The organism is Amycolatopsis silviterrae (assembly GCF_042684085.1).
In the GTDB taxonomy this organism is placed as follows: Bacteria; Actinomycetota; Actinomycetes; order Mycobacteriales; family Pseudonocardiaceae; genus Amycolatopsis; species Amycolatopsis silviterrae.
Genome location: NZ_JBHUKS010000001.1, coordinates 162534 through 186968, shown reverse-complemented (window position 1 = coordinate 186968; position 24435 = coordinate 162534). Strand labels below are relative to the sequence as shown.

At 71.0% G+C, this 24435-nt stretch carries 21 protein-coding genes; 17 read left to right on the top strand and 4 right to left on the bottom strand.

Translation table 11 applies throughout. The features are described 5' to 3' along the window. The 4 genes from infB to ACFSVL_RS00815 all read left to right on the top strand — a co-directional run. Positions 1–2021: translation initiation factor IF-2 (gene infB, locus ACFSVL_RS00830; RefSeq protein WP_378299370.1), on the top strand; the 2021-nt coding region annotated here is incomplete at its 5' end. A 183-nt stretch (positions 2022–2204) separates the two neighbouring features. Further along, on the top strand, positions 2205–2498 hold the full coding sequence (locus ACFSVL_RS00825; RefSeq protein ID WP_378299368.1) for a DUF503 domain-containing protein: 294 nt from the start codon (positions 2205–2207) through the stop codon (positions 2496–2498). 34 nt (positions 2499–2532) lie between these two features. Then, on the top strand, positions 2533–3006 hold the full coding sequence (gene rbfA / locus ACFSVL_RS00820) for a 30S ribosome-binding factor RbfA (RefSeq protein ID WP_378299366.1): 474 nt from the start codon (positions 2533–2535) through the stop codon (positions 3004–3006). Positions 3007–3010: 4 nt separating this feature from the next. Next, positions 3011–3844: an alpha/beta hydrolase gene (locus ACFSVL_RS00815; RefSeq protein WP_378299364.1), complete on the top strand. Its 834-nt coding sequence runs from the start codon at positions 3011–3013 to the stop codon at positions 3842–3844. 83 nt (positions 3845–3927) lie between these two features. Here the strand turns inward: ACFSVL_RS00815 and ACFSVL_RS00810 are convergent, their stop codons facing one another. From ACFSVL_RS00810 to ACFSVL_RS00800, 3 genes are all read right to left on the bottom strand, one after another. Continuing rightward, a complete protein-coding gene (locus tag ACFSVL_RS00810) occupies positions 3928–4809 on the bottom strand; it encodes a pentapeptide repeat-containing protein (RefSeq protein ID WP_378299362.1) in 882 nt (293 codons plus the stop codon). A 110-nt stretch (positions 4810–4919) separates the two neighbouring features. Then, positions 4920–7997 carry a hypothetical protein gene (locus ACFSVL_RS00805; protein WP_378299360.1) on the bottom strand — a complete coding sequence of 1026 codons (3078 nt, stop codon included), beginning with the start codon at positions 7995–7997 and terminating at the stop codon, positions 4920–4922. Between the two features lie 175 nt (positions 7998–8172). Continuing rightward, on the bottom strand, positions 8173–9207 hold the full coding sequence (locus ACFSVL_RS00800; RefSeq protein ID WP_378299358.1) for a TRM11 family SAM-dependent methyltransferase: 1035 nt from the start codon (positions 9205–9207) through the stop codon (positions 8173–8175). A 25-nt stretch (positions 9208–9232) separates the two neighbouring features. On the opposite strand from ACFSVL_RS00800, the gene ACFSVL_RS00795 reads away from it, so the two are divergent. From ACFSVL_RS00795 to ACFSVL_RS00735, 13 genes are all read left to right on the top strand, one after another. Further along, entirely contained in the window at positions 9233–10243 is a 1011-nt protein-coding gene (locus ACFSVL_RS00795) for a DHH family phosphoesterase (protein ID WP_378299357.1), read from the top strand. A 557-nt stretch (positions 10244–10800) separates the two neighbouring features. Continuing rightward, positions 10801–12138, top strand: coding sequence for an MATE family efflux transporter (locus ACFSVL_RS00790; RefSeq protein ID WP_378299355.1), 1338 nt, complete (start codon positions 10801–10803; stop codon positions 12136–12138). Between the two features lie 57 nt (positions 12139–12195). Beyond that, on the top strand, positions 12196–13017 hold the full coding sequence (locus ACFSVL_RS00785) for a PhzF family phenazine biosynthesis protein (protein ID WP_378299353.1): 822 nt from the start codon (positions 12196–12198) through the stop codon (positions 13015–13017). Positions 13018–13129: 112 nt separating this feature from the next. Next, a complete protein-coding gene (locus ACFSVL_RS00780; protein ID WP_378299385.1) occupies positions 13130–14449 on the top strand; it encodes an MFS transporter in 1320 nt (439 codons plus the stop codon). Between the two features lie 414 nt (positions 14450–14863). After that, entirely contained in the window at positions 14864–15781 is a 918-nt protein-coding gene (gene truB, locus ACFSVL_RS00775) for a tRNA pseudouridine(55) synthase TruB (protein ID WP_378299351.1), read from the top strand. Between the two features lie 40 nt (positions 15782–15821). After that, on the top strand, positions 15822–16787 hold the full coding sequence (locus ACFSVL_RS00770) for a bifunctional riboflavin kinase/FAD synthetase (protein WP_378299349.1): 966 nt from the start codon (positions 15822–15824) through the stop codon (positions 16785–16787). Positions 16788–16939: 152 nt separating this feature from the next. Beyond that, a complete protein-coding gene (locus ACFSVL_RS00765) occupies positions 16940–17413 on the top strand; it encodes an XRE family transcriptional regulator (RefSeq protein ID WP_378299347.1) in 474 nt (157 codons plus the stop codon). Positions 17414–17416: 3 nt separating this feature from the next. Then, positions 17417–17896, top strand: coding sequence for an RNA 2',3'-cyclic phosphodiesterase (thpR, locus tag ACFSVL_RS00760; protein WP_378299346.1), 480 nt, complete (start codon positions 17417–17419; stop codon positions 17894–17896). Positions 17897–18060: 164 nt separating this feature from the next. Then, positions 18061–18330, top strand: coding sequence for a 30S ribosomal protein S15 (rpsO, locus tag ACFSVL_RS00755; protein WP_009080476.1), 270 nt, complete (start codon positions 18061–18063; stop codon positions 18328–18330). A 236-nt stretch (positions 18331–18566) separates the two neighbouring features. Further along, positions 18567–20816 carry a polyribonucleotide nucleotidyltransferase gene (locus tag ACFSVL_RS00750; RefSeq protein ID WP_378299344.1) on the top strand — a complete coding sequence of 750 codons (2250 nt, stop codon included), beginning with the start codon at positions 18567–18569 and terminating at the stop codon, positions 20814–20816. Positions 20817–21128: 312 nt separating this feature from the next. Beyond that, on the top strand, positions 21129–22493 hold the full coding sequence (locus ACFSVL_RS00745; protein WP_378299342.1) for a M16 family metallopeptidase: 1365 nt from the start codon (positions 21129–21131) through the stop codon (positions 22491–22493). Next, positions 22490–23239 carry a 4-hydroxy-tetrahydrodipicolinate reductase gene (gene dapB / locus ACFSVL_RS00740; protein ID WP_378299341.1) on the top strand — a complete coding sequence of 250 codons (750 nt, stop codon included), beginning with the start codon at positions 22490–22492 and terminating at the stop codon, positions 23237–23239. Before ACFSVL_RS00745 ends, dapB begins: the two co-directional genes overlap by 4 nt. After that, positions 23236–23685, top strand: a complete 450-nt coding sequence (locus ACFSVL_RS00735; RefSeq protein ID WP_378299339.1) for a hypothetical protein — start codon at positions 23236–23238, stop codon at positions 23683–23685. The genes dapB and ACFSVL_RS00735 overlap by 4 nt, the downstream gene beginning before the upstream one ends. Positions 23686–23785: 100 nt before the next feature. Here ACFSVL_RS00735 and ACFSVL_RS00730 read toward each other — a convergent pair whose 3' ends face one another. Continuing rightward, positions 23786–24301 (bottom strand): hypothetical protein, encoded by a 516-nt coding sequence (locus ACFSVL_RS00730; RefSeq protein ID WP_378299337.1) that lies wholly within the window; start codon positions 24299–24301, stop codon positions 23786–23788. Positions 24302–24435 lie beyond the last annotated feature (134 nt).

The window sequence follows — 24435 nt, the reverse complement described above, 5'->3', positions numbered from 1 at the left end:
GCGGCGGCTTCCGTCCTGGCGGCGGCGGTGGCGCCCCGGCAGGCGGCGGCGGCTTCCGCGGCGGCGGCGGTCGTGGCGGCCCCGGCGGTCGCGGCGGCACGGCCGGTGCCTTCGGCCGTCCCGGCGGGCCCTCGCGCAAGGGCCGCAAGTCGAAGCGGCAGAAGCGCCAGGAGTACATGGACAACATGCAGGCGCCCAGCGTCGGCGGCGTCCGCCTGCCCAAGGGGCAGGGCGAGACGATCCGGCTGCCGCGCGGCGCTTCGCTGACCGACTTCGCCGAGAAGATCGACGCCAACCCGGCTTCGCTGGTGCAGGTGCTCTTCCACCTCGGCGAGATGGTCACCGCGACGCAGTCCGTGTCGGACGACATCCTCGAGCTGCTCGGCGGCGAGATGAACTACGTCGTCCAGGTCGTGTCCCCCGAGGAGGAGGACCGCGAGCTGCTGGAGACCTTCGACATCACCTATGGCGAGGACGAGGGCGGCGAGGAGGACCTGCAGGTCCGGCCGCCGGTCGTCACCATCATGGGTCACGTCGACCACGGCAAGACCCGGCTGCTGGACACGATCCGGAAGACGAAGGTCCGCGAAAGCGAGGCCGGCGGGATCACCCAGCACATCGGCGCCTACCAGATCGAGACCGAGCTGGAGGGCAACCCGCGCCTGATCACCTTCATCGACACCCCGGGTCACGAGGCGTTCACCGCCATGCGTGCCCGAGGCGCGAACTCGACCGACATCGCGGTGATCGTGGTGGCGGCCGACGACGGCGTCATGCCGCAGACGGTGGAGGCGATCAACCACGCGCAGGCCGCGAAGGCCCCGATCGTGGTCGCGATCAACAAGATCGACAAGGAGGGCGCGAACCCGGACAAGATCCGGCAGCAGCTCACCGAGTACAACCTCATCGCGGAGGAGTACGGCGGCGACACGATGTTCGTCGAGATCTCCGCGCGGCAGAACATCAACATCGACGGTCTGCTCGAGGCGATCCTGCTGACCGCGGACGCCGCCCTCGACCTCCGGGCCAACCCGGACATGGAGGCGCAGGGCGTCGCGATCGAGGCGCACCTCGACCGCGGCCGCGGCCCGGTGGCCACCGTCCTGGTCCAGCGCGGCACGCTGCGCGTCGGCGACTCGGTCGTGGCGGGCGACGCCTACGGCCGCGTCCGCCGGATGGTCGACGAGCACAACGAGGACGTCACCGAGGCGCTGCCCTCGCGTCCGGTCCAGGTCATCGGGTTCACCTCGGTGCCGGGAGCGGGCGACACCTTCCTGGTGGTCGACGAGGACCGCGTCGCCCGGCAGATCGCCGAGCGCCGCTCCGCGCGCACCCGCAACGCGCTCAACGCGTCGCGGCGCAAGCGGGTCAGCCTCGAGGACCTCGACTCCGCCTTGAAGGAGACGAGCAGCCTCAACCTGATCATCAAGGGTGACAACTCGGGTACCGTCGAGGCGCTCGAAGCGGCCCTGCTGCAGCTGGACGTCGGCGAAGACGTCGAACTGCACGTGGTCCACCGCGGCGTCGGCGGCGTGACCGAATCGGACATCGACCTGGCGACCGCGTCCGACGCGATCGTCCTCGGGTTCAACGTCCGGGCGCAGGGCAAGGCGACCGAGCGGGCCACCCGCGAGGGCGTCGACGTGCGCTACTACACGGTCATCTACCAGGCGATCGAGGAGATCGAGCAGGCTCTGAAGGGCATGCTCAAGCCGGAGTACGAAGAGGTCGAACTGGGCCGCGCCGAGGTCCGGGACGTCTTCAAGTCCTCCAAGATCGGCACGATCGCGGGTTGCCTGGTCATGTCCGGCGAGATCCGGCGCAACGCCAAGGCCCGCCTCCTGCGCGACGGCAACGTGGTCGCGCAGAACCTGCCGATCAACTCGCTGCGCCGCTTCAAGGACGACGTGGTCGAGGTCCGGGAAGGGTACGAGTGCGGTCTCACGCTGGGCTCGTACAGCGACATCAAGGTCGACGACGTGATCGAGACCTACGAACAGCGGGAGAAGCCCCGTAGCTGACGGCTTCTTTGCGGGAGGGGCGTGCTCGCAAGCTGCGCTCGCCCCTCCCGCCGTCAGCGTGCTGTGCGGGGGTCGAACCCCCGCGCCCCCGCCAGGGGGCAAGCCCCCTGGACCCCCGCCGGGGTCCAGTCGGGCTTGTCCGTCGAGTTTCGTTTTCGTCGAGTTTGCAGGTGGTGACTAGCTTTGTTTGTCGGAGCTCTAGAGCTGGACCTGCTGCTCGACGACGTGCATTCGTTGAAGCAGAAGCGATCCGTGGTACGGCCGGTGGTGGCCGAACTGCGGAAGCGATTCGCCGTCTCGGTCGCCGAGGCGGGACATCTGGACCTGCACCGGCGCGCGCTCATCGGCGTCGCCGCGGTCGCCCCCGACGGAGAGCACGTCCGGGACGTGCTTGACGCGTGCGAGCGGTTCGCGGCCGGACGCCCGGAGTTCGAACTGCTCTCCGCGCGCCGCCGGCTGCTCGGCCCGGACGACTAGAACACCCGGAAATCCGGAGAAGGAGACCTCAGCCATGGCCGATCCCGCTCGAGCGCGCAAGCTCGCCAAGCGGATCTCGCAGATCGTGGCCTCGGCGATCGAACACGACGTCAAGGACCCGCGACTGGGCGCGGTGACCATCACCGACGCCCGCGTCACTGCGGACCTGCACGACGCCACGGTGTACTACACGGTGCTCGGCGAAAGCCTGGACGCGGAGCCGGACTTCGCGAGCGCCGCGGCCGCGCTGGAAGCCGCGCGCGGCGTCCTGCGCACCAAGGTGGGACAGGGCACCGGCGTCCGCTACACCCCGACGCTCACCTTCATCGCGGACAGCGTCCCGGACGACGCCCGCCGCATCGAAGAACTGCTCGCGAAGGCCCGCGAATCGGACGCCGAGGTGGCCCGCCGGGCGACCGGAGCCCAGCCGGCCGGCGAAGCGGACCCGTACAAGGCCCCTCGTGCCGAAGAGGACGAGGAGCAAGCAGAAGAGGAGACGCGCGGCTGAAGCGATGCGGTCAAAGCCCGGTGTCACGCGACGCGGCCTGCTGCTCGGCGGTACCGCGGCGCTCGTCGCCGCCTGCACCGGGCGCTCCGCCCCGGTGGTTGCGCCGACCTCGGCTGCCCCGGCCTCCAGCCCGTCGCCCCTGAAGGCGTCGATCACGATCCACCGCAGGCACTCCGCGGCCCGCGGCCGGGACGTCGACGTGGTGCTCATGACGCCCGACGGCGTCCCCAGCACCGGCCTCCCGGTCTGCGCCGCACTGCACGGCCGAGGGTCGACCGCCCGCACGTTCCTGGACCTGGACCTGCCCGCGGCCCTCACCGCCGCGGTCCGGTCCGGCACCCCGCCGTTCGCGGTCGCCGCGGTCGACGGCAGCCACTACTGGGTCCCCGACGGCCACGACGACCCGAGCCGCATGCTCGCCGACGAACTCCCCGGCTGGCTGTCCGAGTCCGGCCTCCGCCCGATGACCGGAGTCCTCGGCATCTCGATGGGCGGCTTCGGCGCGCTGAACCTCGCCCGGCACCGCCGCGACGTGACCGCCGTGGCCACCTGCAGCGCGGCCCTGTTCCGCACCTGGCCCGAAGCCCGCGCCCGGCACATCTTCCCGGCACAGCAGGACTGGACGGCCGCCGAACCGCTGCGCCACGTCGACGAACTCCCGTCCCGCGGCCTCGGCGTGTGGTGCGGCGACGGAGATCCTTTCCTCGCGGCCAACCGGAAACTGATCACCGGCGCGAACCCGGAGGTCTCGCGGATCACGCCGGGGGAGCACACGTCGGAGTACTGGCGGGGAGTCCTGCCGGAGGTACTGCGCTTCCTCGGGCCGCGGCTGACGTAGAAGACCACCTGGTCGGGTGACGGGGGTTGTGTAGGCAATTGGTAACAGGGCTACTTGCCGACGTGGACAGCGATCGAGGCGGGCTAGTCGGCAGCCGACTCCGGCGGCAGCTTCGTGGCCGGATCGGTGCGGGCCAGCCGGAGCGAGCCCGGATCGAGACCGCGCACGGACGTCAGATCGACGCCGGCGAGGACAGCGTGCTCGAACACCGCACCCGACACGTCCGCGTGGTTCAAGGTCGCCCCGGTCAGATCGGCGTCGCTGAGGTCGGCGCCGGCCAGGACCGCCTCGGTCAGATCGGTGCCGCGGAGACTGGCGCCGGTCAGCACCGCGCCGCGCAGGTCCGCGCGGCGGCAGTTGGCGTGATCGAGCGTCGCGGCGGACAAGCTCGCGCCGGCCAGCTGCGCCGAGGTCAGGATGGCGCCGGAGAAATCGGCACCGTCGAGCCGCGCGTCGGCGAAGTCCGCGCCGGTCAGCTTCGCCGTGGCGAAGGACGCGCCGCGAAGATCGGCCAGCCGCAGCTCCGCACCGGGCAGCTGCACGCGGATCAGATCGAGCCGTGCCTGCGGGGGAGGGGGATGAGTGCGAAGCGCCCGCAGCGCGACCCGGACGTCCAGCGGCAGCGGGTCGGCGGCTCCGCGGTGGCAGCGCAAGAAGTCAGTCAGCGTTTCGACGATCCGGGACCGGTCGCGCGGGGAATCCTCGTACATCCTTTCCAGCGTCCGGACCCCGCCGGCTCGCGTCGACGGACTCTCCGAGCCGAGATGGCCGATCGCCGTGGCGTAGGTGTCGGTGACGTGCTTGTCGCGGTCGAGGAGAAGCTTTCTGACCGCGACCCAAGCGGGGACGCCGATGCCGAGAGGCGTGAGAAAACCGGCGATCTGGCCGCGAATGCCGCTCAGCACGGCGGCCCGTTCAGCGACGGCGAGGTGCGCGACGTCGGCACCGGCGATCCAAGAAACCAATGGCCCCAACAGAAACCACAGCACGGCGACTGCCCCGGCGGTTCCGGCGGCGGCAACAGCTAACGGCCGGAGGCGGCGGTGAACCGGGAGGCGGCGATGCCGCTCGCCCCTCACCGCTCAGCCTCGCGGGAGGCCGGAACAGACCAGCCTCCCGCGATGTCCCCGCGCGGATCGAGCCCGTACTTCCGGAACTGCTTGTGATTCCAGTCCGGGTCCTTCGCGGCCGCGAGATAGCGTTCGATGCGCCTGCGCGCGCCCGGGTGCCCGTAAGCCAGCGCGGTGCAGTAGAGATCCAGCACCCCGCTCGGCTGACGGGCGTTGCGGCGGAGATCGGCCAGCAGGACATGGGATTCGATGTCGCCGCCGCGGACCCCGCGCTCGGCGAGGTCCCAGGCCTTGTCGAGCTTCCCGTGCAGGATGAACCCTCGCGCGACGCCCGTTACGCCGCTGAAATCGCCGTCCGTGATCTGCCCCTCGACCATCCGCTCGGCTTCGTCCAGATCGCCGAGCCCGGCCAGCGCTTCCGCCCGCAGGCTTTGCCTCCGGGCGGGAGCGAGGGTGCTGCCGGAGCTGAGCAGCTGTATCGCCTCCGCGAAGCTCTGGCGGTCCAGCAAAAGGCGCACGGCGCGTTCCCCCGCCAGCGCTGATCCCGCGCTGGCGGCTTCGGAGTAGAGCCCGGAAGCCACGATCAAGAGGGCGGACGACGCCAGTTCCACGCCGGATCCGCTCACGGTCGCCCGGTCCGTTCCGTCAGGCCGGACGCTGTCCGCGTGGACGAGCGCGTCGGCGACCCAGAGCCGCGCGTGGGCGCGCGGAACGTTCTCGCGGGTGCGATAAGCCGCGACCAAGTCCTCGACATAGAGATCAGTGATGTACCGGGAGACCGGGGCGAGCGCGCCGACAGTCAGCGAAACGGTTCCGACGTACCACTTCAGCGCGTCGGCGATCAGCGGGGAGTACTCGTATTCCTCGGATTTCCGGGATTCCCCGAAACCGCAGAGCAGCAAGGCGATCTCGGCGGGGTCCGGCGCGTCGCCGGCTCGCTGGGCGTTCCGGTAGTAGCTGGCGGCGTCGTCGAGGAGACCGTGCCGTGCCGCGGCGAGCGCCGCGGCACCCAATGCGCGGGGCTCGTGTTCGGCCGCGTCGTAGTAGCACTCAAGGGCTTTCCTCGGGAGCCCGGACGCGGAGAAGGCGTCGCCGACCGCGATCAGCGGACCCGCGTCGCCGCCCGCCGCGCATTCGAGGGCGACTTGCTGCGCGGCGGTTTCCAGGCCCGCGCTCAGGTTCACCTGGACAACGGCGGCCAGCGCTCCCGGAACGTCGTACTGCCGCGCCGCCATCACCCAGTCGAGCGCGTCTTCCGCCCGGCCTTCCGAAGCCAGCACCCGGGCGCCGAGCAGATACGCGTCATGCCGGCCGCGAACGGTCGCTTCCTCCGAGAGCATGGCGATCGCCGCGTCGGGGCCGACGGCGTCGACGGTCAGGTCCGTGATCATCGGCAGCAGGTCGAGCCCGGTGCGTTCGCCCAGTCCGGTCAGGTAGCGGACAGCTTTGTCGAGTTTCGCCTGCCGGCGCCGTTGTTCCTCGGCCCGCACCTTCGGCGTCGCGAGAGCGCGGCGAGGTTGCGGCGAGTTCTCGCGAAACGCGATGCGTTCGGCCACGACAGCCGCCGAACGCAGGTCTCCCTTCTCGGCGAGCCGCTGATGGATGTCCAATGCCAGGTGCGGCTGGTTGAGCTGGGTGTGCGCGACCGCGACCAGCACCTCGGCCGAACGGATCCCCTCGCCGGCGAGCGGGCCGAGCCAGGCGAGGACGTCCTCGGGCCGCCCGGCGGCGAAGAGCGTGCCGGCGCCCTTGTCGATGGCGTCCTTGACGTCGTCCGGATCGGTGCTGGTCCGCACGATCGTCTCGTACTGGCTGAGCGCGTCGTCGATGCGGCCCGCCTTGGTCAGCATCGCGGCGACTTCGGCGCGTGCTCCCGGGCAGCCGTTGTCCGCGGCTTTCACGGAGAACTGGGCGCTCAGTTCCAGCAGATGGCGATTCGCGCATTCTCTCGCCAGCGCGAGGCAATTCTCCGCGTCGGCCGTCTCGAGCAGCACGGGCCACACGTGTTCGCCCGGCAGCACCGGCTTCGTCGCACCGGTCACGTAGTGCCGCTCGAGCGACGGAGCAAGGCAGTAGGCGTCCTCCGCCGCGCCGGATTCCCGGGAGCTCCGGACCAGCACCGCGGCCCCGCCGGCTACTTGCTTCGTCAGCTCGCTCAACGCTCCGGCGAACCACTCGGCTGAATCAGGAGTGCAACTGCCGAGATCTGCCTGCGCGCCTCGACGCAACAGTTCGCGCGGCAGCCATCGGCCGTGCCCGGCGTGCCGTGCCTCGATTAGGAAGTCCAGCAGTGCGCGAGCTTCCGTGCCCACGTCGCGGCACCGCGCGCGTAGCTCCGGCTCGGCGACGAGATTCTGGATCACCCGGCGGTCCGGCGCGCTAGCCGCGGCTTCGGCGAGCCTCGGTTCCGGGGAATCGAGCGCCCGGAGAAGCTCGGCCTCGGTGAAGGAAACGGGCACCCGGATGACGGTTCCCTGTCGCAGGAGCAGCTGGGTGTGGGGACGGTCCGGATCCGGCGACGTCCGGCCGTGCGGCGCGTTGATGGCCTGCCAGCTTTCCCGGGTCAGGCTGGCGAGGATCAGGCAGGGAGCGCGGGTCTCGTCGTCGAGGAGGTCTCGCAGGCAGCGCGCGACCCGTTCGCCGAGTTCGCTGTCGTCCGGCAGGAGATAGCGTTCGGCGGACGGAATCCACACGGCCGTCCGGGGAGCGAGGCCGCCCGCGTTTTCCAGCAGCTCTTCCGGCTTGCAGGGGCTGAGACCGGGCCAGATCCGCCACCCGTCGAGAGGAAAATGCTCCGCGTCGTTCTTCGTGCGCACGGCTTCCCACAAAGCGCGTTTCTTTCCGGTTGCCGGGTCGCCAATAAGAGTGACCATCCGGCTGGTTCCCCCGGCTGCCGCCGCCACGACGGATTCCAGTTCCTCGTCGAGTTTCCGCGGGAAGTAGATCGTCGATTCGGGAGGTGTTTCGCCGCACTGGCCGCCGTTGTCCAAAGGGACCAGCGCGAGCTGGCCGGGAGTGCAGGCCGACAGGTCGGCGGAGGGGACGAAGAGGGACGTCGGGGTGGTCTGCGCTGTCGTTTCCATCTCTCGCCCGAGAGTGCCGGACCGGCCCGGCGCCGCGCTACTTCCCGCCTTCTCCCGGCGGCAAACGGTCTACTCTACGGGTTAAATGCCCGGCGAACTTCGCCCCCGCCGAAGCCTTGTTCACTCAATTCGGTGAACGTGACTTGCGCGTCGTAACGCTATTTCGACTTGGTGCTCAGGCGGGCTTTCCCGCCACCACGAGGTCGCGCACGATCGCCTGGTCCACCCGGTGCGCCAATTCCTCGTACGGACCGCCGGACCGCACCGCCAGCCCCGCCCGTTCCAGGATCGCCACCAGCTCCTCCCGCGGCAGCACGTGCGTGTTCCACGAGATCCCCATCGCCCCGCCGGGCCGCAGCACCCGGTTCCACACCGGAACCGCCGCCGCGAGGAGGTCGCGCGGGCTGCGGGCCAGACCGGTCTCGCGGTGGCTGCCGTGCTGCACGCCGTACGGCGCGTCGGTCACGATGAGATCCACGGACGCCGGGCGCAGGACTTCGTCGGTGGTCAGGGTGTCCGCGTTGAGATAGCTGAGCCGGCGGGTGCGTCCGGCCTTGTAGTCGTCCTTGTCGAACGCGTACTCGATGTCCAGCCGACGGCCGAGGCGGACCTTGTTGCGGCGCAGCTGCCCGGCGTCGGCGGTGTGCTTCACCCGTTTTGTGCGCAGCCACGTCTTCACGAACTGTTCGTATGCTTCGAAATCGCGCTCGCCGACGTCGAGGCCGGTGGCGTCGAAGCCGTACATCACGGCCTGGTTCAGCGTTGTACCGCGGCCGCACAGCGGGTCGAGCACGTGCAGTTCGCGGTCCGGCCAGTCGGCGGGCCGCGCGGTCGCCAGCAGGGTGAGGTTGAGCAGCAGTTTGGTGAACTGCTCGTTGGTCTTGCCCGGGTATTTCTGGATGGTCAGCAGGTCGGAGTCGGCCTTCGCCAGCGGGTGCACGGCGACCGGCCGGAGCACGCCGTCGCCCAGTTCGAACAGGGCGTACAGCGAGGACAGATTCGACAGCAGCGCCAGATCGCGCTCGCCGAGCGGTGCCGCGCAGGCGAATTTCACGTACCCGACACCGCCGAGTTCGATCTCTTCGATCGCCGACACCTCGGCGGAAAGACCAGCGCCGAAGGCCGCCAGTTCGGCGCGCAGCAGCGCCGGCGACGAGGCAGCGTACACGCGGTTGGCGGAAGGCAGAACAAGGATCACATACTCAGGCATCCCGCAGAGCGTAGCGTGACACTTTGTGACAGCTTCCCTGGTACAGGACATCGAGGCCGCCGCCGCACTGCTGGCCGGGGCCACCGACGTGACGCTGCTCGGACACGTGCGCCCCGACGCGGACGCCCTCGGCAGCGCACTGGCCCTCGGCCACGTGCTGCACCGTCGCGGCGCGCGCGTGCGGGTCTCCTTCGGCGAGCCGGACGAGGCCCCCGAAACACTGGCCTGGCTCGACGTCGACGGCCTGATCACTCCCGTCGCCGCCCTGCCGCCGACCGACGGCCTGCTGGTCGCGCTGGACACCCCCACCCTGGCCCGCCTCGGCAGACTCGCCCCGCGCGTCGCCGCGGTCCGGGACGCGGGCAGTCCGGTCCTGGTCGTCGACCACCACGCGACGAACGCCCGCTACGGCACCCACCACGTCGTGGACGAGACCGCCGAGGCGACGGCGATCCTGGTCACGCGGATCGTCGAGGCGATGGGTGCGGAACTGGACGCGGCCGCCGCGCGCTGCCTGTACGCCGGGGTCGTCACCGACACGAGCGGCTTCCGCCGGGCGAGCCCGGAAACGCACCGGATCGCGGCCCGCCTGCTGGAAGCGGGAGCCGACCCGAGCGAGGTGGCGCGCCGGATCGTCGACGATCACCCGTTCGCGTGGCTGCCGATGCTGTCGACGGTCCTGTCCGAGGCGCAGTTGGAACCCGAAGCGGCACAAGGCTTTGGCTTCGTCCACACGGTAGTGCGCGCGGCCGCCGCGGCGACGGTACGGCTCGAAGAGGTCGAGTCGGTCATCGACGTGGTGCGCGCGACGCGGGAGGCCGGCGTCGCGGCGGTGCTGAAGGAGGCGGGGCCCGGTCCGGTGTGGACGGTCTCGCTGCGCTCCGCCGGCGACATCGACGTGTCCGCGGCCGCCGCGGAGTTCGGCGGGGGCGGTCACCGGATGGCGGCGGGCTGCACGGCGGAGGGCCCGGCGGAGGAGGTGCTGGACCGGCTGCGGGAGGCGCTGGGGAGGGCACCGCTGCTGCGGGCTTCCTGAGCGCGGGCGGTCTGCTGCGGTCCGGTGCTCACAGGTCGAGTGGCTTCGCTTGCGCAGGGAGTGCAGCGGTCCGCCGTGCCTGGATTACCTGTATCTAGCGCGGTCCGCTGTGGACCTGGCGCGGGGTAACTGAACGCGACTGCGGTCCGCTGCGCTCGCGGGTCTCCGCTGAACGTCCGTCTACCTGAACGCGACTGCGGCCCGCCGCAGTCGCGTTGGTCTCCGCTGAATGTCCGTCCACTGCGGTCCACTGCGCTCGCGGGACTCCGCTGAACGTTCATCCACCTGAACGCACCTGCGGCCCATCGCGCTCGCGGGCCTCCGCCGAACGTCCATCCACCCGAACCGCGCGGCCGACCCGCCGCGCTCCCGGACCTGCTCGCTCAGCATGCCCGCGCCTAACGCCGAACAGCCCCCCCATACTTCAGGAACCCGGTCCGTCCTGTTCCGAATTCCCTTGCCCCGCAACCACATCCCCCGCCCGTATCACCCTTCCCGGTTAACGCCCGCCCGCCAGCCCGCCAGAATTGTCGGTGCCGGTGGCTAGTCTCATCCACGTGTCCGAAAACCCCACGACCACCGCCGCAAGCGGTGACCGCATCCCGCCCCGCCGAGTGTTCGGGCTCGCCGTGCCCGCGCTCGGCGTGCTCGCCGCCGAACCGCTCTACGTACTGGTCGACACTGCCGTAGTCGGCCATCTCGGCGCGTTGCCGCTCGCCGGTCTCGCGCTGGGCGGCGTGGTGCTGTCGCAGGTCTCCACGCAGCTCACCTTCCTGTCCTACGGCACCACCTCGCGCACCGCGCGGCTGCACGGCGCGGGGCGGCGCGCCGACGCGGTCCGCGAAGGCGTGCAGGCCACCTGGCTCGCCGTGCTGGTCGGGCTGGTGCTGCTCGTCGCGGGGCAACTGCTGGCCGGGCCGATCGCCCGGGCGCTCTCCGGCAGCGACGAAATCGCCGCGGCGGCGGTGTCCTGGCTGCGGATCGCGTTGTTCGGCGCGCCGCTGATCCTCATCACGATGGCGGGCAACGGCTGGATGCGCGGCGTGCAGGACGCCACCCGTCCGCTGCGCTATGTCTTGGCGGGCAACGGAATCTCGGCAGTGCTGTGCCCGGTGCTGGTGTACGCCGCCGACCTCGGGCTGGAGGGGTCGGCGATCGCGAACGTCGTCGCGCAGGTCGTGTCCGCGTCGATGTTCGTCACCGCGCTGGTGCGGGAAAAGGTGCCGTTGCGGCCGGATTTCCCGGTGATGCGGGCACAACTGGGCCTCGGCCGCGATCTGGTGCTGCGCAGTTTCGCGTTCCAGGCGTGCTTCGTGTCCGCCGCCGCGGTGGCCGCGCGCACCTCGACCGAGGCGGTCGGGGCGCACCAGGTGGTCCTGCAGCTGTGGACGTTCCTGTCCCTGGTGCTCGATTCTGTCGCGATCGCCGCGCAATCGCTGGTCGGCGCGGCGCTCGGCGCGGGAGCGGCGCGGCAGGCGCGCGGGGTGGCCACGCAGATCACCGGGTACGGCCTGGTCTTCGGGTGTTTCCTGGGGGTGCTGTTCGCGGCGTTGTGGAGTGTCTTGCCGCACGCGTTCACGTCCGATCCGGGGGTGCTCGGCGAAATCCCGCACGCCTGGTGGTTCTTCGTGGCGCTGCAGCCGATCGCGGGTGTGGTGTTCGCGCTCGACGGGGTCCTCCTCGGTGCGGGGGACGCCGCGTTCCTCCGCACCGCGACGCTAGTCAGCGCCGGCCTCGGATTCCTGCCGTTGATCTGGCTGTCGCTCGCGCTGGGCTGGGGATTGAGCGGGATCTGGACCGGATTGTCGCTGTTCATGGTGTTCCGGCTGGCGGCCGTGGTGGCGCGGTGGCGGTCCGGGCGGTGGGCCGTGGTCGGCGCGGTCAGGGAGGCTTGATGGCATAACGGAGAAACCGGGTCGCCTCCGTCGCCTGGCGGATGCGAGGGTGGGTGCATGCCGAAGTTCACCCAGGTCGACGTCTTCACCGACGAATTCACCCGAGGCAACGCGCTCGCTGTCGTGCACGGCGCGGACGGGCTGTCCGACGAGCGGATGGCCGCGTTCGCCAGCTGGACGAACCTCAGCGAAACCACGTTCCTGCTGGAGCCGTCCGACCCGTCCGCCGACTACCGCGTGCGGATCTTCACCCCGGGCCGGGAGCTGCCGTTCGCCGGGCATCCGACGCTCGGGTCGGCGCGGGCGTGGCTGGCCGCCGGGGGAGTGCCGAAGGCCGGGCACCTCGTGCAGGAATGCGGTGCCGGGCTGGTCCGGGTGCGCCTCGACGGCGACCGGCTGGCGTTCGCCGCGCCTCCGCTGCTTCGCGGCGGTCCGGTGGACGACGCCGACCTCGCCGCGGTGAAACGCGGGCTGCACCTCGGCGACGCCGACGTCCTCGACGCGCGCTGGGCGGACAACGGCCCCGGCTGGGTCGCGTTGCTGCTGCGCGACGCGGCGACGGTGCTCGCGGTCGAGCCGGACTTCGGCGCGCTCGGGTCGTTCAAGGTGGGCGTCGTGGGTGCGCAGCCGGCCGGCTCCGACACGGCGTTCGAGGTCCGCGCGTTCGGCGACGTCGTCGAGGACCCGGTCACCGGCAGCCTCAACGCGTCGCTCGGCCAATGGCTGATCGGCGACGGAATCGCGCCCGAGTCGTACGTCGCGGCGCAGGGCACGCGGCTCGGCAGGCGCGGGCGGGTGCACGTCGAACGAGACGGCGACGACGTGTGGGTCGGTGGCGACACAGTGGTCGGCATCCGGGGCGAAGTGGATCTGTGGTGAAGCACACCCCGGTTACGGCTATGTATCGAGGTTGCTGAGGCGATACAACTATCGAGGCGGCAGCGTCGTCGTCCTCCTCTGCCCGACGCTCGTCTGCTCTCTGGAGGAACCCTTGTCGCCCGCCGGCCGCGCCCCTGTCCGGTCCTGGCTCATTTGGCTCACCGCGGTCACGGTGTACCTGCTCGCCGTTTTCCACCGCACCTCGTTCGGCGTCGCCGGGCTGAAAGCGGCCGAGCGCTTCGGCGTCGGGTCCGCCGCGCTCGGCATCTTCACCGTCCTGCAGGTCGGCGTCTACGCGGCCATGCAAATCCCGACCGGCGTACTCGTCGACCGCTACGGCCCGCGCCGCGTGCTCACCGCCGCCGTCCTGATCCTCGGTTCCGGGCAGCTGCTGCTCGGCATCGCCGACACCTACGCACTCGGCCTGGTCGCTCGCGGCGTCCTCGGCCTCGGCGACGCGCTCACCTTCGTCAGCGTCCTCCGCCTAGTCGCCGCACACTTTCCAGCGCACCGGTACGCGCTGCTCGCGTCCTTCACCTCCTGCGTCGGCTACCTCGGCAACCTCGCCGCGACCGTCCCGCTCACCCTGCTCCTCGACGGTCCAGGATGGACAGTCACCTTCCTCGTCGTCGGCGCGGTGACGGTGCTGTACTCGGTGCCGGTCGCGCTGCGCGTCCGCGACTCCCCGGAAGGCGCACCGGAACGCAAACGCGAACCCGTGCGCCCGGCGGAACTCGGCCAGCAGGTCCTCCTGGCCTGGCGAACCCCCGGCACCCGCCTCGGTTTCTGGGTGCACTTCTCGACGATGTTCGCGCCGAACGTGCTGACCCTGTTGTGGGGCATGCCCTTCCTGGTGCAAGGCGAAGGTCTGCCCGCCGCGACCGCAAGCGCCCTCCTGACGGTCTTCGTTTTCGGCTCAATGGCCGGCGGCCCGCTGCTGGGCGCGGTGATCGGCCGTTCCCCCTCGCTGCGAGTGCCGCTGGTCATCGGCTACCTCATCGGCGCGGCCGCGGTCTGGGCGGTACTGCTCAGCTGGAGCGGCCACGTCCCGGTCGCCGTCCTCATCCCGGCGTTCGCCTTCCTCACCCTGGGCGGCCCGGCGTCGATGATCGGCTTCGCCATCGCCCGCGACTACAACCCCCTGTCCCGCGTCGGCACCGCAACCGGCGTGGTGAACGTCGGCGGCTTCCTGGCGACCACCGTCACCGCGCTGCTGATCGGCGTCCTGCTCGAGGCGACCGGCGGCAACTTCCGGATCGCGCTGCTGGTCATCGTGGCGATGCTGGCGGTGGGCGCGTCGCGAATGCTGGTGTGGTGGCGCCGGGCCCGCGCCCACGTGTTCGCCGCGGAAGCGCGCGGGGAAGAAGTCCCGGTCCGGATCCGGCGGCACCGATGGGACCGCGCTCCGGAAGAGGCCGTGGCAGCAGCCTGAGCCAACCATCCCGTCCGGTTCGACCGCCCAGGGCAGTCGCCCGGGTCGGCTGCCCGAGCCAGCTACCCAGGCCGGTCGACTGCCCAGGGCACTCGTCCGGGTCGGTTGCCCGGGCCGGTCGCTGTGGCCGGTCGTCTCGGCCGGGCGGATGTCCAGGACACCCGCCCGGATCGGTTGCCCAAGCCGAGCGACCGCCCCGGGCATCCGCCCGGATCGCCCGCCGAAGCCAAGCCGCTCCGGCCCCGTCACTACTTCGGACCACCCGCCCAGACCGGCCCCCATGCCGCTTCCGCCATCCCGCGCACCGCCCGGACCACCCGCCCGCCAACCGCTTCCCCCATCCCGCCGCCGCCCCCGCACCCCCGCCCCAACCACCCGCCGCCCGCGATTCCCCGCCTAGGTAGGGTTTCCGCCGTGTCTCGCCCGAAAGAACCGCGTCGCCCAGCCCCTCCTCCCGGACTTCTCATCGTCGACAAACCGGCGGGAATGACGTCGCACGACGTGGTCGCGCGGGCGCGGCGGATCATGGGCACCCGCAAGGTCGGCCACGCCGGCACGCTCGACCCGATGGCGACCGGCGTCCTGGTGCTCGGCATCGAACGCGCCACCAAACTCCTCGGGCACCTCGCGCTCGACCGCAAGACCTACCTCGCCACCCTGTCGCTCGGCCGGTCCACCACGACCGACGACGCCGAAGGCGAGCCACTGGCCGAAGACGCCTCGCCGGAAACCCTCGCCGCGGTCACCGACGCGCAGATCTCCGGCGGCATCGCCGCGCTGACCGGTGACATCCAGCAGGTGCCCAGTGCCGTCTCCGCCGTCAAGATCGACGGCAAGCGCGCCTACGCCCGGGTTCGCGCGGGCGAAGACGTCGTCCTCCCGCCGCGGCCGGTGACCGTGCACCGGTTCGACGTTCTCGGGCTTCGCCGCGAGGACGACCGGATCGAGATCGACGCGATCGTCGAATGCTCGTCCGGCACCTACGTCCGTGCGCTCGCGAGGGACCTCGGCGCCGGGCTCGGCGTCGGCGGGCATCTGAAAGCCTTGCGCCGCACCACAGTCGGGCCGTTCACGCTCGCCCGCGCGCGCACGCTCGACCAGCTCGAAGAGAAACCCGAACTGTCCTTGGACCTCGACGCCGCCGTCGCCGCCGCGTTCCCGCGCCGGGATCTCGACGCGGCCACGGCGAAGGCGGTCCAGTACGGCAGGCGCATCCCGGCGGGCGGAATCGAGGGCACCTACGGCCTGTTCGCGCCGGACGGGCACGTGCTCGCGCTCGCGTCCGACACCGAGGGAGTGACCCGTTCGGTGGTAGTCCTGCTGCCCGCATAGGGTGGGGGCAAAGGCACCGGCTCGGGGAAAGTTGACAACAGTGCAGCGGTGGCGTGGGCTCGGGGACCTCCCGGGCGGCTGGGGACGGTGCGTGGTCACCATCGGCGTGTTCGACGGGGTGCACCGCGGGCACCAGGAGCTGATCAAGCGCACCGTGGCGACGGCCGCCGAGCGCGGCGTGCCCAGCGTGGTGCTCACCTTCGACCCGCATCCGTCCGAGGTGCTGCGCCCGGGCAGCCATCCCGCGCAGCTCACCACCTTGCGGCGCAAGGCCCAGCTGGTCGAGGGGCTCGGCGTGGACGTGTTCTGCGTGCTGCCCTTCACCCTGGAGCTGTCCCGGCTCAGCCCGCACGAGTTCGTGCACGAGGTGCTGGTCGACCGGCTGCACGCGGCGGCGGTCCTGGTCGGCGACAACTTCACCTTCGGGGCCAAGGCCGCGGGCAACGTCGCGCTGCTGCGCGAACTGGGCCGCCGCTTCGGGTTCGTCGCCTACGGCGCGGAGCTGCAGGGCCGTTCGCTCGACGACGACCGCGGCGCCAACGACATCACCTTCTCCTCGACCTACGTGCGCTCGTGCATCGACGCCGGCGACGTGGTGGCCGCGTCCGACGCGCTCGGCCGCCCGCACCGGCTGGAGGGCATCGTCGTGCGCGGCGACGGCCGGGGCCACGACCTCGGCTACCCGACGGCCAACCTGTCCACCGCGCGGTTCGCCGCCGTGCCCGCGGACGGCGTCTACACGGCGTGGTTCAGCAAGCTGTCCGATCCGGACCGGCGGCTGCGCGCGGCGGTGTCGGTGGGCACGAACCCGACGTTCTCCGGCCGCGAGCGCACCGTCGAGGCGTTCGTGCTGGACGTCGACGAGGACTTCTACGGCCAGCACGTAGCGCTGGACTTCGTCACCCGGTTGCGGGACCAGGCGAGGTTCGGCGCGTCGGCCGATCTCGTGAAGAAGATCGACGAGGATGTGGCCCGGACCAGGGAAGCGCTCGGCTCGGACGGCTGAGCGGACCCGTCCCCGGGGCGGACCGGACCCGGGGCGAATCGGGCGTTCCGGCCCGGCGGGGGCGTCCGGGGTGGCAAGATGGGCCGGCGGCGCCGGGCCGGAGGAGCAAGTCCTCCGGCGGCGGGACGACAGCGCTAGGGGAGCGGAGCTAGGTGGAGGACCACAAGATCGTCCAGCGGAACATCGCGCTGCAGCGGGAGTGGTACGGGGAGCCGCTGGGCGATCGGGTGCGCCGGCTGGTGGTGGCCTTCGACGTGTCGCAGGCGTTCCTGGCCGAGGTGCTGGGGATCAGCGCGCCGATGCTGAGCCAGGTGATGAGCGGGCGGCGGGCGAAGATCGGCAATCCGGTGGTGCTGGCCCGGATGATCATGCTCGAACGCAAGATCCTGGTGCCCGAGGTCGCCGCGGGCGACCGCGACGCGATGCAGGCCGCGCTGGAGGACGTGCGCGATTCGCGGCCCACCGTCGGCCGCGACAACATCCCGGTCAGCTCGGACGAGAAGATCCTGCTGTCCGGCATCCGGGACGTCGCCGAGGACGAGAACCTCGCCGAGGCGGCGAAGCTGCTCGACGAGGACTTCCCGGCGATCGCCGACCTGCTCCGCCGCGCCGGAGCCGGCCAGTAGCCGATGCGGCTGTTCACCGCGCTGCGCCCGCCCGCCGACGTCGCGGAGGAAATCGCCGGCGCGCTCGGCGAGCGGGACCGGCTGTTGCGCTGGTCCGACCCGGCCGGCTGGCACATCACGCTGGCCTTTTACGGCGAAGCAGACCCGGCCGAACGCGGCGCCTTCCTCGACCGGGCGCTGGACGGCCGAAAATCCGTTGACGTCCGGCTCGCCGGTTCGGGAACATTTCCGGGAGTGCTGTGGTTGGGAGTGGCGGGGGAAGACCTCGCCGATCTCGCCACCGCCGCGGGCAACGACGACGAGGAACGCCCGTACCGGCCGCACCTGACGCTGGCGCGCTGCTCGCGCGCGCAGCCGCCGACGGAGTGGACGGAACGGCTCGCCGGTTTCCGCAGCCGCTCGTGGACCGCGGACCGGGTGGAGCTGATGGGCGGCGGCAGCCCCTACCGCACCCTGCGGACTTGGCCTCTGCACCGTGCGTGACGCGGTGCTGCCCGGCTAGCCGCACGCGGCTGAAGCCGCAGTTCAACCGGCTGGTAACCTCACTAACCGGGTCCGGCTGCAGTCCGTGGCGGCCGTGACCGTCTCACCCGGCCGCGTGGCGCGGTGCGGGCCTCACGGCACGAGATGCACAAGGAGCACCACCAGTGGCGCTGTCCACCGAAGAGAAGAAGACGATCCTCGCCGAGTACGGGCTGCACGACTCGGACACCGGATCCCCCGAGGCCCAGGTCGCGCTGCTGACCAAGCGGATCATCGGCCTCACCGAACACCTGAAGACCCACAAGCACGACCACCACTCCCGTCGCGGTCTCCTGCTGCTGGTCGGCCGTCGCCGCCGGCTGCTGAACTACACGGAAAAGGTGGACGTGGCGCGGTACCGGGACCTGATCAAGCGTCTCGGCCTGCGCCGATAGCGTGCTGACGAGGGGGAGCGGCTTCGGCCGCTCCCCCTCGCCGCAAGCACACCCCCACACGGCGCGATCGCGCTGGAGGAACGATCTCGCCGGTCCTCGGTAGTGGTTCCCGGGCAACGGACCCGGGGGCTTCGATCGAAGACCGGCCTCACACCTCCTCGAGCGTTCTCGGGCGAACCGGGTCCCACAGTGGGAGACTCTCGCCGTACGAAGGAACCAAAGAGGAGATTGACCATATGACCGACTCCACCGGAGTCACCGTGTTCGAGACCGAAGCCGTTCTGGACAACGGCCGGTTCGGCACCCGCACCGTCCGGTTCGAGACCGGCCGGCTCGCCAAGCAGGCCGCCGGCTCCGTCGTCGCCTACCTGGACGAAGAGACCATGCTGCTGTCGGCGACCACGGCGTCGAAGCACCCGAAGGAGCACTTCGACTTCTTCCCGCTGACCGTGGACGTCGAGGAGCGGATGTACGCCGCCGGCCGCATCCCGGGCGCGTTCTTCCGCCGCGAGGGCCGCCCGTCGACCGACGCGATCCTCACCGCCCGCCTGATCGACCGCCCGCTGCGCCCGTCCTTCGCCGACGGCCTCCGCAACGAGATCCAGGTCGTCATCACCGTCCAGAGCCTCAACCCGGACGACCCGTACGACGTGCTGGCGATCAACGCCGCGTCGGCCTCCACCCAGATCGCCGGCCTGCCGTTCTCCGGCCCGGTCGGCGGCGTGCGCGTCGCGCTGATCGAGGACCAGTGGGTCGCGTTCCCGACCTGGCCGCAGCTGGAGAAGGCCACCTTCAACATGGTGGTCGCGGGCCGCATCGTCGGCGACGACGTCGCGATCATGATGGTCGAGGCCGAGGGCACCGAGCACACGCTCGACCTGATCGCCGACGGCGGCACCGCGCCGGACGAGACCACCGTCGCGCAGGGCCTCGAGGCCGCGAAGCCGTTCATCCGCGTGCTGTGCGAGGCGCAGCAGCGCCTGGCCGCCGACGCCGCCAAGCCGACCGGCGACTTCCCGGTGTACCCGGCCTACCAGCCGGACATCTACGAGGCCGTCGCCGCGATCGCGTCCGACGAGCTGGCCAAGGCGCTGCAGATCGCCGGCAAGCAGGACCGCGACGCCGCGACCGACGAGGTCAAGGCCGCCGTCCTGGAGAAGCTCGGCCTCGGCGAGGGCGAAGCCTTCGAGGGCCGCGACAAGGAGGTCGGCGGTGCGTTCAAGGCGCTGACCAAGAAGATCATGCGCACCCGCGTCCTCACCGAGAAGATCCGGATGGACGGCCGCGGCCTGACCGACATCCGCCAGCTCTCGGCCGAGGTCGCCGTGATCCCGCGGGCGCACGGTTCGGCGCTGTTCGAGCGCGGCGAGACCCAGATCCTGGGCGTCACCACGCTGAACATGCTCCGCATGGAGCAGCAGATCGACTCGCTCTCCCCGGAGACGACGAAGCGCTACCTGCACCACTACAACTTCCCGCCGTTCTCCACCGGCGAGACCGGCCGCGTCGGTTCGCCGAAGCGGCGCGAGATCGGCCACGGCATGCTCGCCGAGCGCGCCCTGGTGCCGGTGCTGCCGAAGCGGGACGAGTTCCCGTACGCGATCCGCCAGGTCTCCGAGGCGCTGGGCTCCAACGGCTCCACCTCGATGGGCTCGGTCTGCGCGTCCACCATGGGCCTGTTCAACGCCGGCGTGCCGCTGAAGGCTCCGGTCGCGGGCATCGCCATGGGCCTGGTGTCCGACGAGGTCGACGGCGAGACGCGTTATGTCGCCCTCACCGACATCCTCGGCGCCGAGGACGCGCTGGGCGACATGGACTTCAAGGTCGCCGGCACGAAGGACATCATCACCGCGCTGCAGCTGGACACCAAGCTGGACGGCATCCCGTCCGAGGTGCTCGCGGCCGCGCTGAAGCAGGCGAAGGACGCTCGCCTCACCATCCTGGAGGTCATCGCCGAGGCGATCGACGGCCCGGACGAGATGAGCCCGTACGCCCCGCGCGTCACGTCGGTGAAGATCCCGGTCGACAAGATCGGCGAGGTCATCGGGCCGAAGGGCAAGATGATCAACTCGATCACCGAGGAGACCGGCGCCGACATCTCGATCGAGGACGACGGCACGATCTACGTGGGCGCGGCCGACGGCCCGTCGGCGGAGGCGGCGATCGGCAAGATCAACGCCATCGCCAACCCGCAGCTGCCGAAGGTCGGCGAGCGCTTCCTGGGCACCGTGGTGAAGACGGCCGCGTTCGGCGCGTTCGTCTCGCTGCTGCCGGGCAAGGACGGCCTCGTGCACATCTCGAAGCTGGGCAACGGCAAGCGGATCGCGAAGGTCGAGGACGTGGTGAACGTCGGCGACAAGATCCGCGTCGAGATCGCCGACATCGACAACCGCGGCAAGATCAGCCTGATCGTCGTCAAGGAAGAAGACGCGGCGAAGCCGGCCGAAGGCGACGCCGCCCCGGCCGAGGCGGCCGAAGCCAAGTAACACCAGCACCCCAAAGGGCCTCCCGACCCGAACGGCTCGTGAGTGCTGATCCCGGTTCTAACCGCGATCACCACTCACGACCCCGGGCAGGAGGCCCTTTGCGCGACCCAGCCCCACCCCGCCGCGCTTCCCCCCTCACCTACGTCCACCGCGGGATCGCCGTCGGCGTCTGACCGAGTGGTGTGCCCGGCCCGCCAGGGCCCAGCACACCACTCGGTCAGACGCCGACCTCAAGGGCGATCCCGCCCGCGACGGCGGAGCCGGCGCAATTAAACACAGTTTGCCGCGCCACCAAACCCCGAAGGACCACACTTGGCACCGCAGGTCTCCGGGCACGAGCAGCCCGTCGGCACCACCCGTACGCTCGAGTCCACTTCGGACGGTGCGGTCGTCAAACGCAGCGTGCTCCCCGGCGGCCTCCGCGTAGTCACCGAGCACGTCCCGGCTTCCCGCTCGGCGACCGTCGGCCTGTGGGTCGGCGTCGGTTCCCGCGACGAGCCGCTCGCCGTCGCCGGTGCCGCGCACTACCTGGAACACTTGCTGTTCAAGGGAACCAGCCACCGCGACGCCACCCAGATCGCGGAGGAAATCGACGCGGTGGGCGGCGAATTCAACGCCTTCACCGCGAAGGAACACACCTGCTACTACGCCCAGGTCCTCGACGCGGATCTGCCGCTGGCGCTCGACCTCGTCACCGACGTGGTCTTCGAAGCGCAGTGCACCGACCGCGACATGGACATGGAACGCAGCGTCGTCCTCGAAGAGATCGCGATGCGCGACGACGATCCCGAAGACCTGCTGCACGAAACGTTCGTCACCGCGATCCTCGGCGACCATCCGCTGGGCCGTCCGGTGCTGGGCACGGAAAAGTCCATCACCGAGATGTCGCCGGTCGCGCTGCGCGGGTTCTACCGCCGTCGCTACACCCTGCCGCGCATGGTGCTCGCGGTCGCCGGGAACGTCGAGCACGGCCAGGTGCTGCGGCTGGTCAAGCGCGCGCTGAAGGAACGGCTCGGCGGTACCGCGACGCCGGTCGCGCCGCGATCCGGCCGCGCGCGGCTGAAGACGGTGCCGAAGCTGGCGCTGCACCCGGACGACACCGAACAGGCGCACGTGATGCTCGGCTTCCGCGCGCTGCCGCGGCACGACGAGCGCCGGTTCACCTTGTCGGTGCTCAACGCGGCGCTCGGCGGCGGCATGAGTTCCCGGCTGTTCCAGGAGATCCGCGAGCGCCGGGGGCTGGCGTACCAGGTGTACTCGTCGGTCGCGAGCTACGCCGATCTCGGGCACATGTCGGTGTACGCGGGCTGTCAGCCGGAGCGGCTGGGCCAGGTCGCCGGCGTGATCCGCGAGGTGCTCGACTCGGTGGCCGCGGACGGGCTGTCCGACGCCGAGGTCGCGCGCGCCAAGGGGCAGCTGCGCGGCGGGCTGGTGCTGGGGCTGGAGGACACGTCGTCGCGGATGTCCCGGATCGGCAAGAACGAGCTGAACTACGCCCGGTATCTGGGCGTGGACGACACGATCGCGCGGATCGACGCGGTCACGACCGAAGACGTGTGTGCGCTCGCTCGCACTCTGCTGCGGCGCCCCGGCGGGGTGTCGTCCGCGGCGGTGGTGGGGCCGTACGCTCACGCCGACGACCTGCCCGACGATCTGCACGAGGTGATCGCGTCATGACCGAGTCCCCGATCCGCGTCGGCGTGCTGGGCGCACGCGGCCGCATGGGCGCCACCGTGGTGAAAGCCGTGGAAGGCGCCGCGGACCAGGAACTGGTGGCCGCGCTGGACGCGGGCGACGATTTCGCCGCGCTGGGCAGCGCCCAGGTGGTCGTGGACTTCACCCATCCGGACGCGGTGATGGACAACCTGCGCTGGCTGATCGCGCACAACCGGCACGCGGTCGTCGGCACCACCGGGTTCAGCGAGGAGCGGCTGGCCGAACTGCGCGGGCTGCTGGCGGAGAAGCCGGAGCTGGGCGTGCTGATCGCGCCGAACTTCGCGCTGGGCGCGGTGCTGGCGATGCGGTTCGCGGCGCAGGCAGCCAAGTTCTACGCCTCCGCGGAGATCATCGAACTGCACCACAACCGCAAGGCCGACGCCCCGTCCGGCACCGCCGCGCACACCGCGCGGATGATCGCCGCCGCTCGCGCCGAGGCCGGGGTCGCGCCCGGCCCGGACGCCACGACGTCCGAAGTGGACGGTGCCCGCGGCGCCTCGGTCGAGGACGTCCACGTGCACTCGGTCCGGCTGCCCGGTCTGGTGGCGCACGAGGAAATCCTGTTCGGCGGCGAGGGCGAGACCCTGACGATCCGGCACGATTCGCTGGACCGGACGTCGTTCATGCCGGGCGTGCTGCTCGGCGTGCGCTCGGTGGTGTCGCGTCCCGGCCTGACGGTCGGCCTGGAGAACGTGCTCGACCTGTGAAAGCCCGCAACTTCGCGCTGCTGATGACGGCGGCGCTCGTGGTGTACCTGGTCCTGCTGGCGGACCGGGCCGTGGCGCTGCTCGGCACCGGGACGCCGACCGGGATCGCGCTCGGCATCGGCGTGTTCCTGCTGCCGCTGCTGGGCGTCTGGATCGTCGTGGTGACCTGGCGGTCGGGCATGCAGATCCAGCGGCTCTCGCGGCAGCTGGACGCCGAGGGCGGCCTGCCGGACGTGTCGGACCTGCCGCGCCGCCCGTCCGGCCGTGTGGACCGCGACGCCGCGGACGCGTGGTTCGACCAGCGGCGCGCGGAAGTCGAGGCGGACCAAGGGAACTGGCGGCCCTGGTACCGGCTGGCGTACGCGTACGACATCGCGGGCGACCGGCGGCGCGCGCGGGCGACGATGCGCAAGGCGATCGAATTGGAAGCCGCGGAACGGAAATAACGCTCGCCCCACCATGGCTTTCGGTGCTTTCTGAAGTCTGTGAGGGGAACCCTGAGGGAATCTGATTCCCTCAGGGTTCCCTTCACAGACCTTTAGCCGCTTAGTGGAGCCAGCCAGCGAACATCGCGGGCGACGCCGCGAGCAAGCTGAACCGCACCCACCGTCCGGCCAGCCCGGCGGCGAGGAACGTCGACAGCCGCATCCGCACCATCCCGGCCAGCACGCTCGTCGCCATGAACGGCGGCAGCCCGACGAGCGAGCTGATCCCGTAGGTGCCGGTCATCCAGTGCGGATGGCGCTGGCAGCGTTCGCGCAGGGCCTCGATCTTGCTCCGGATCACCTTGGTGCGCAGCTGCCAGCGGACCCGGCGCGGGGTGAGCGGGCGTTCCCGGTGCAGCCGGTCGTGCAGGAACTTCGGGAGCCGGATCGAGCCGCGCGCGGCCAGGTAGTACAGCAGTTTCCCGGCGATCTGGCCGACCGCGACCGCGCCGCCGAGCCACAGCCAGTGCACGCTCTGCTGGCTCGCGCAGAGGCCGATGACGAAGAGTTCGGCGTTGACCAGCGGCACGATCGCCGAGCCGAAGGCGACGCCGAGGGTCAGGAGCACCCAGCCCATCCCGTCACCCCCTTCTCCGCCTGCGCATTCCAAGCTATCAGCCATCACGAAAAGATCACGGGGGTTAACCCCACTCTTTCCCCTGGCGCCAACCCCAGAAGATCACCTGGCGGACCGGTCGCGGACACCTTCCG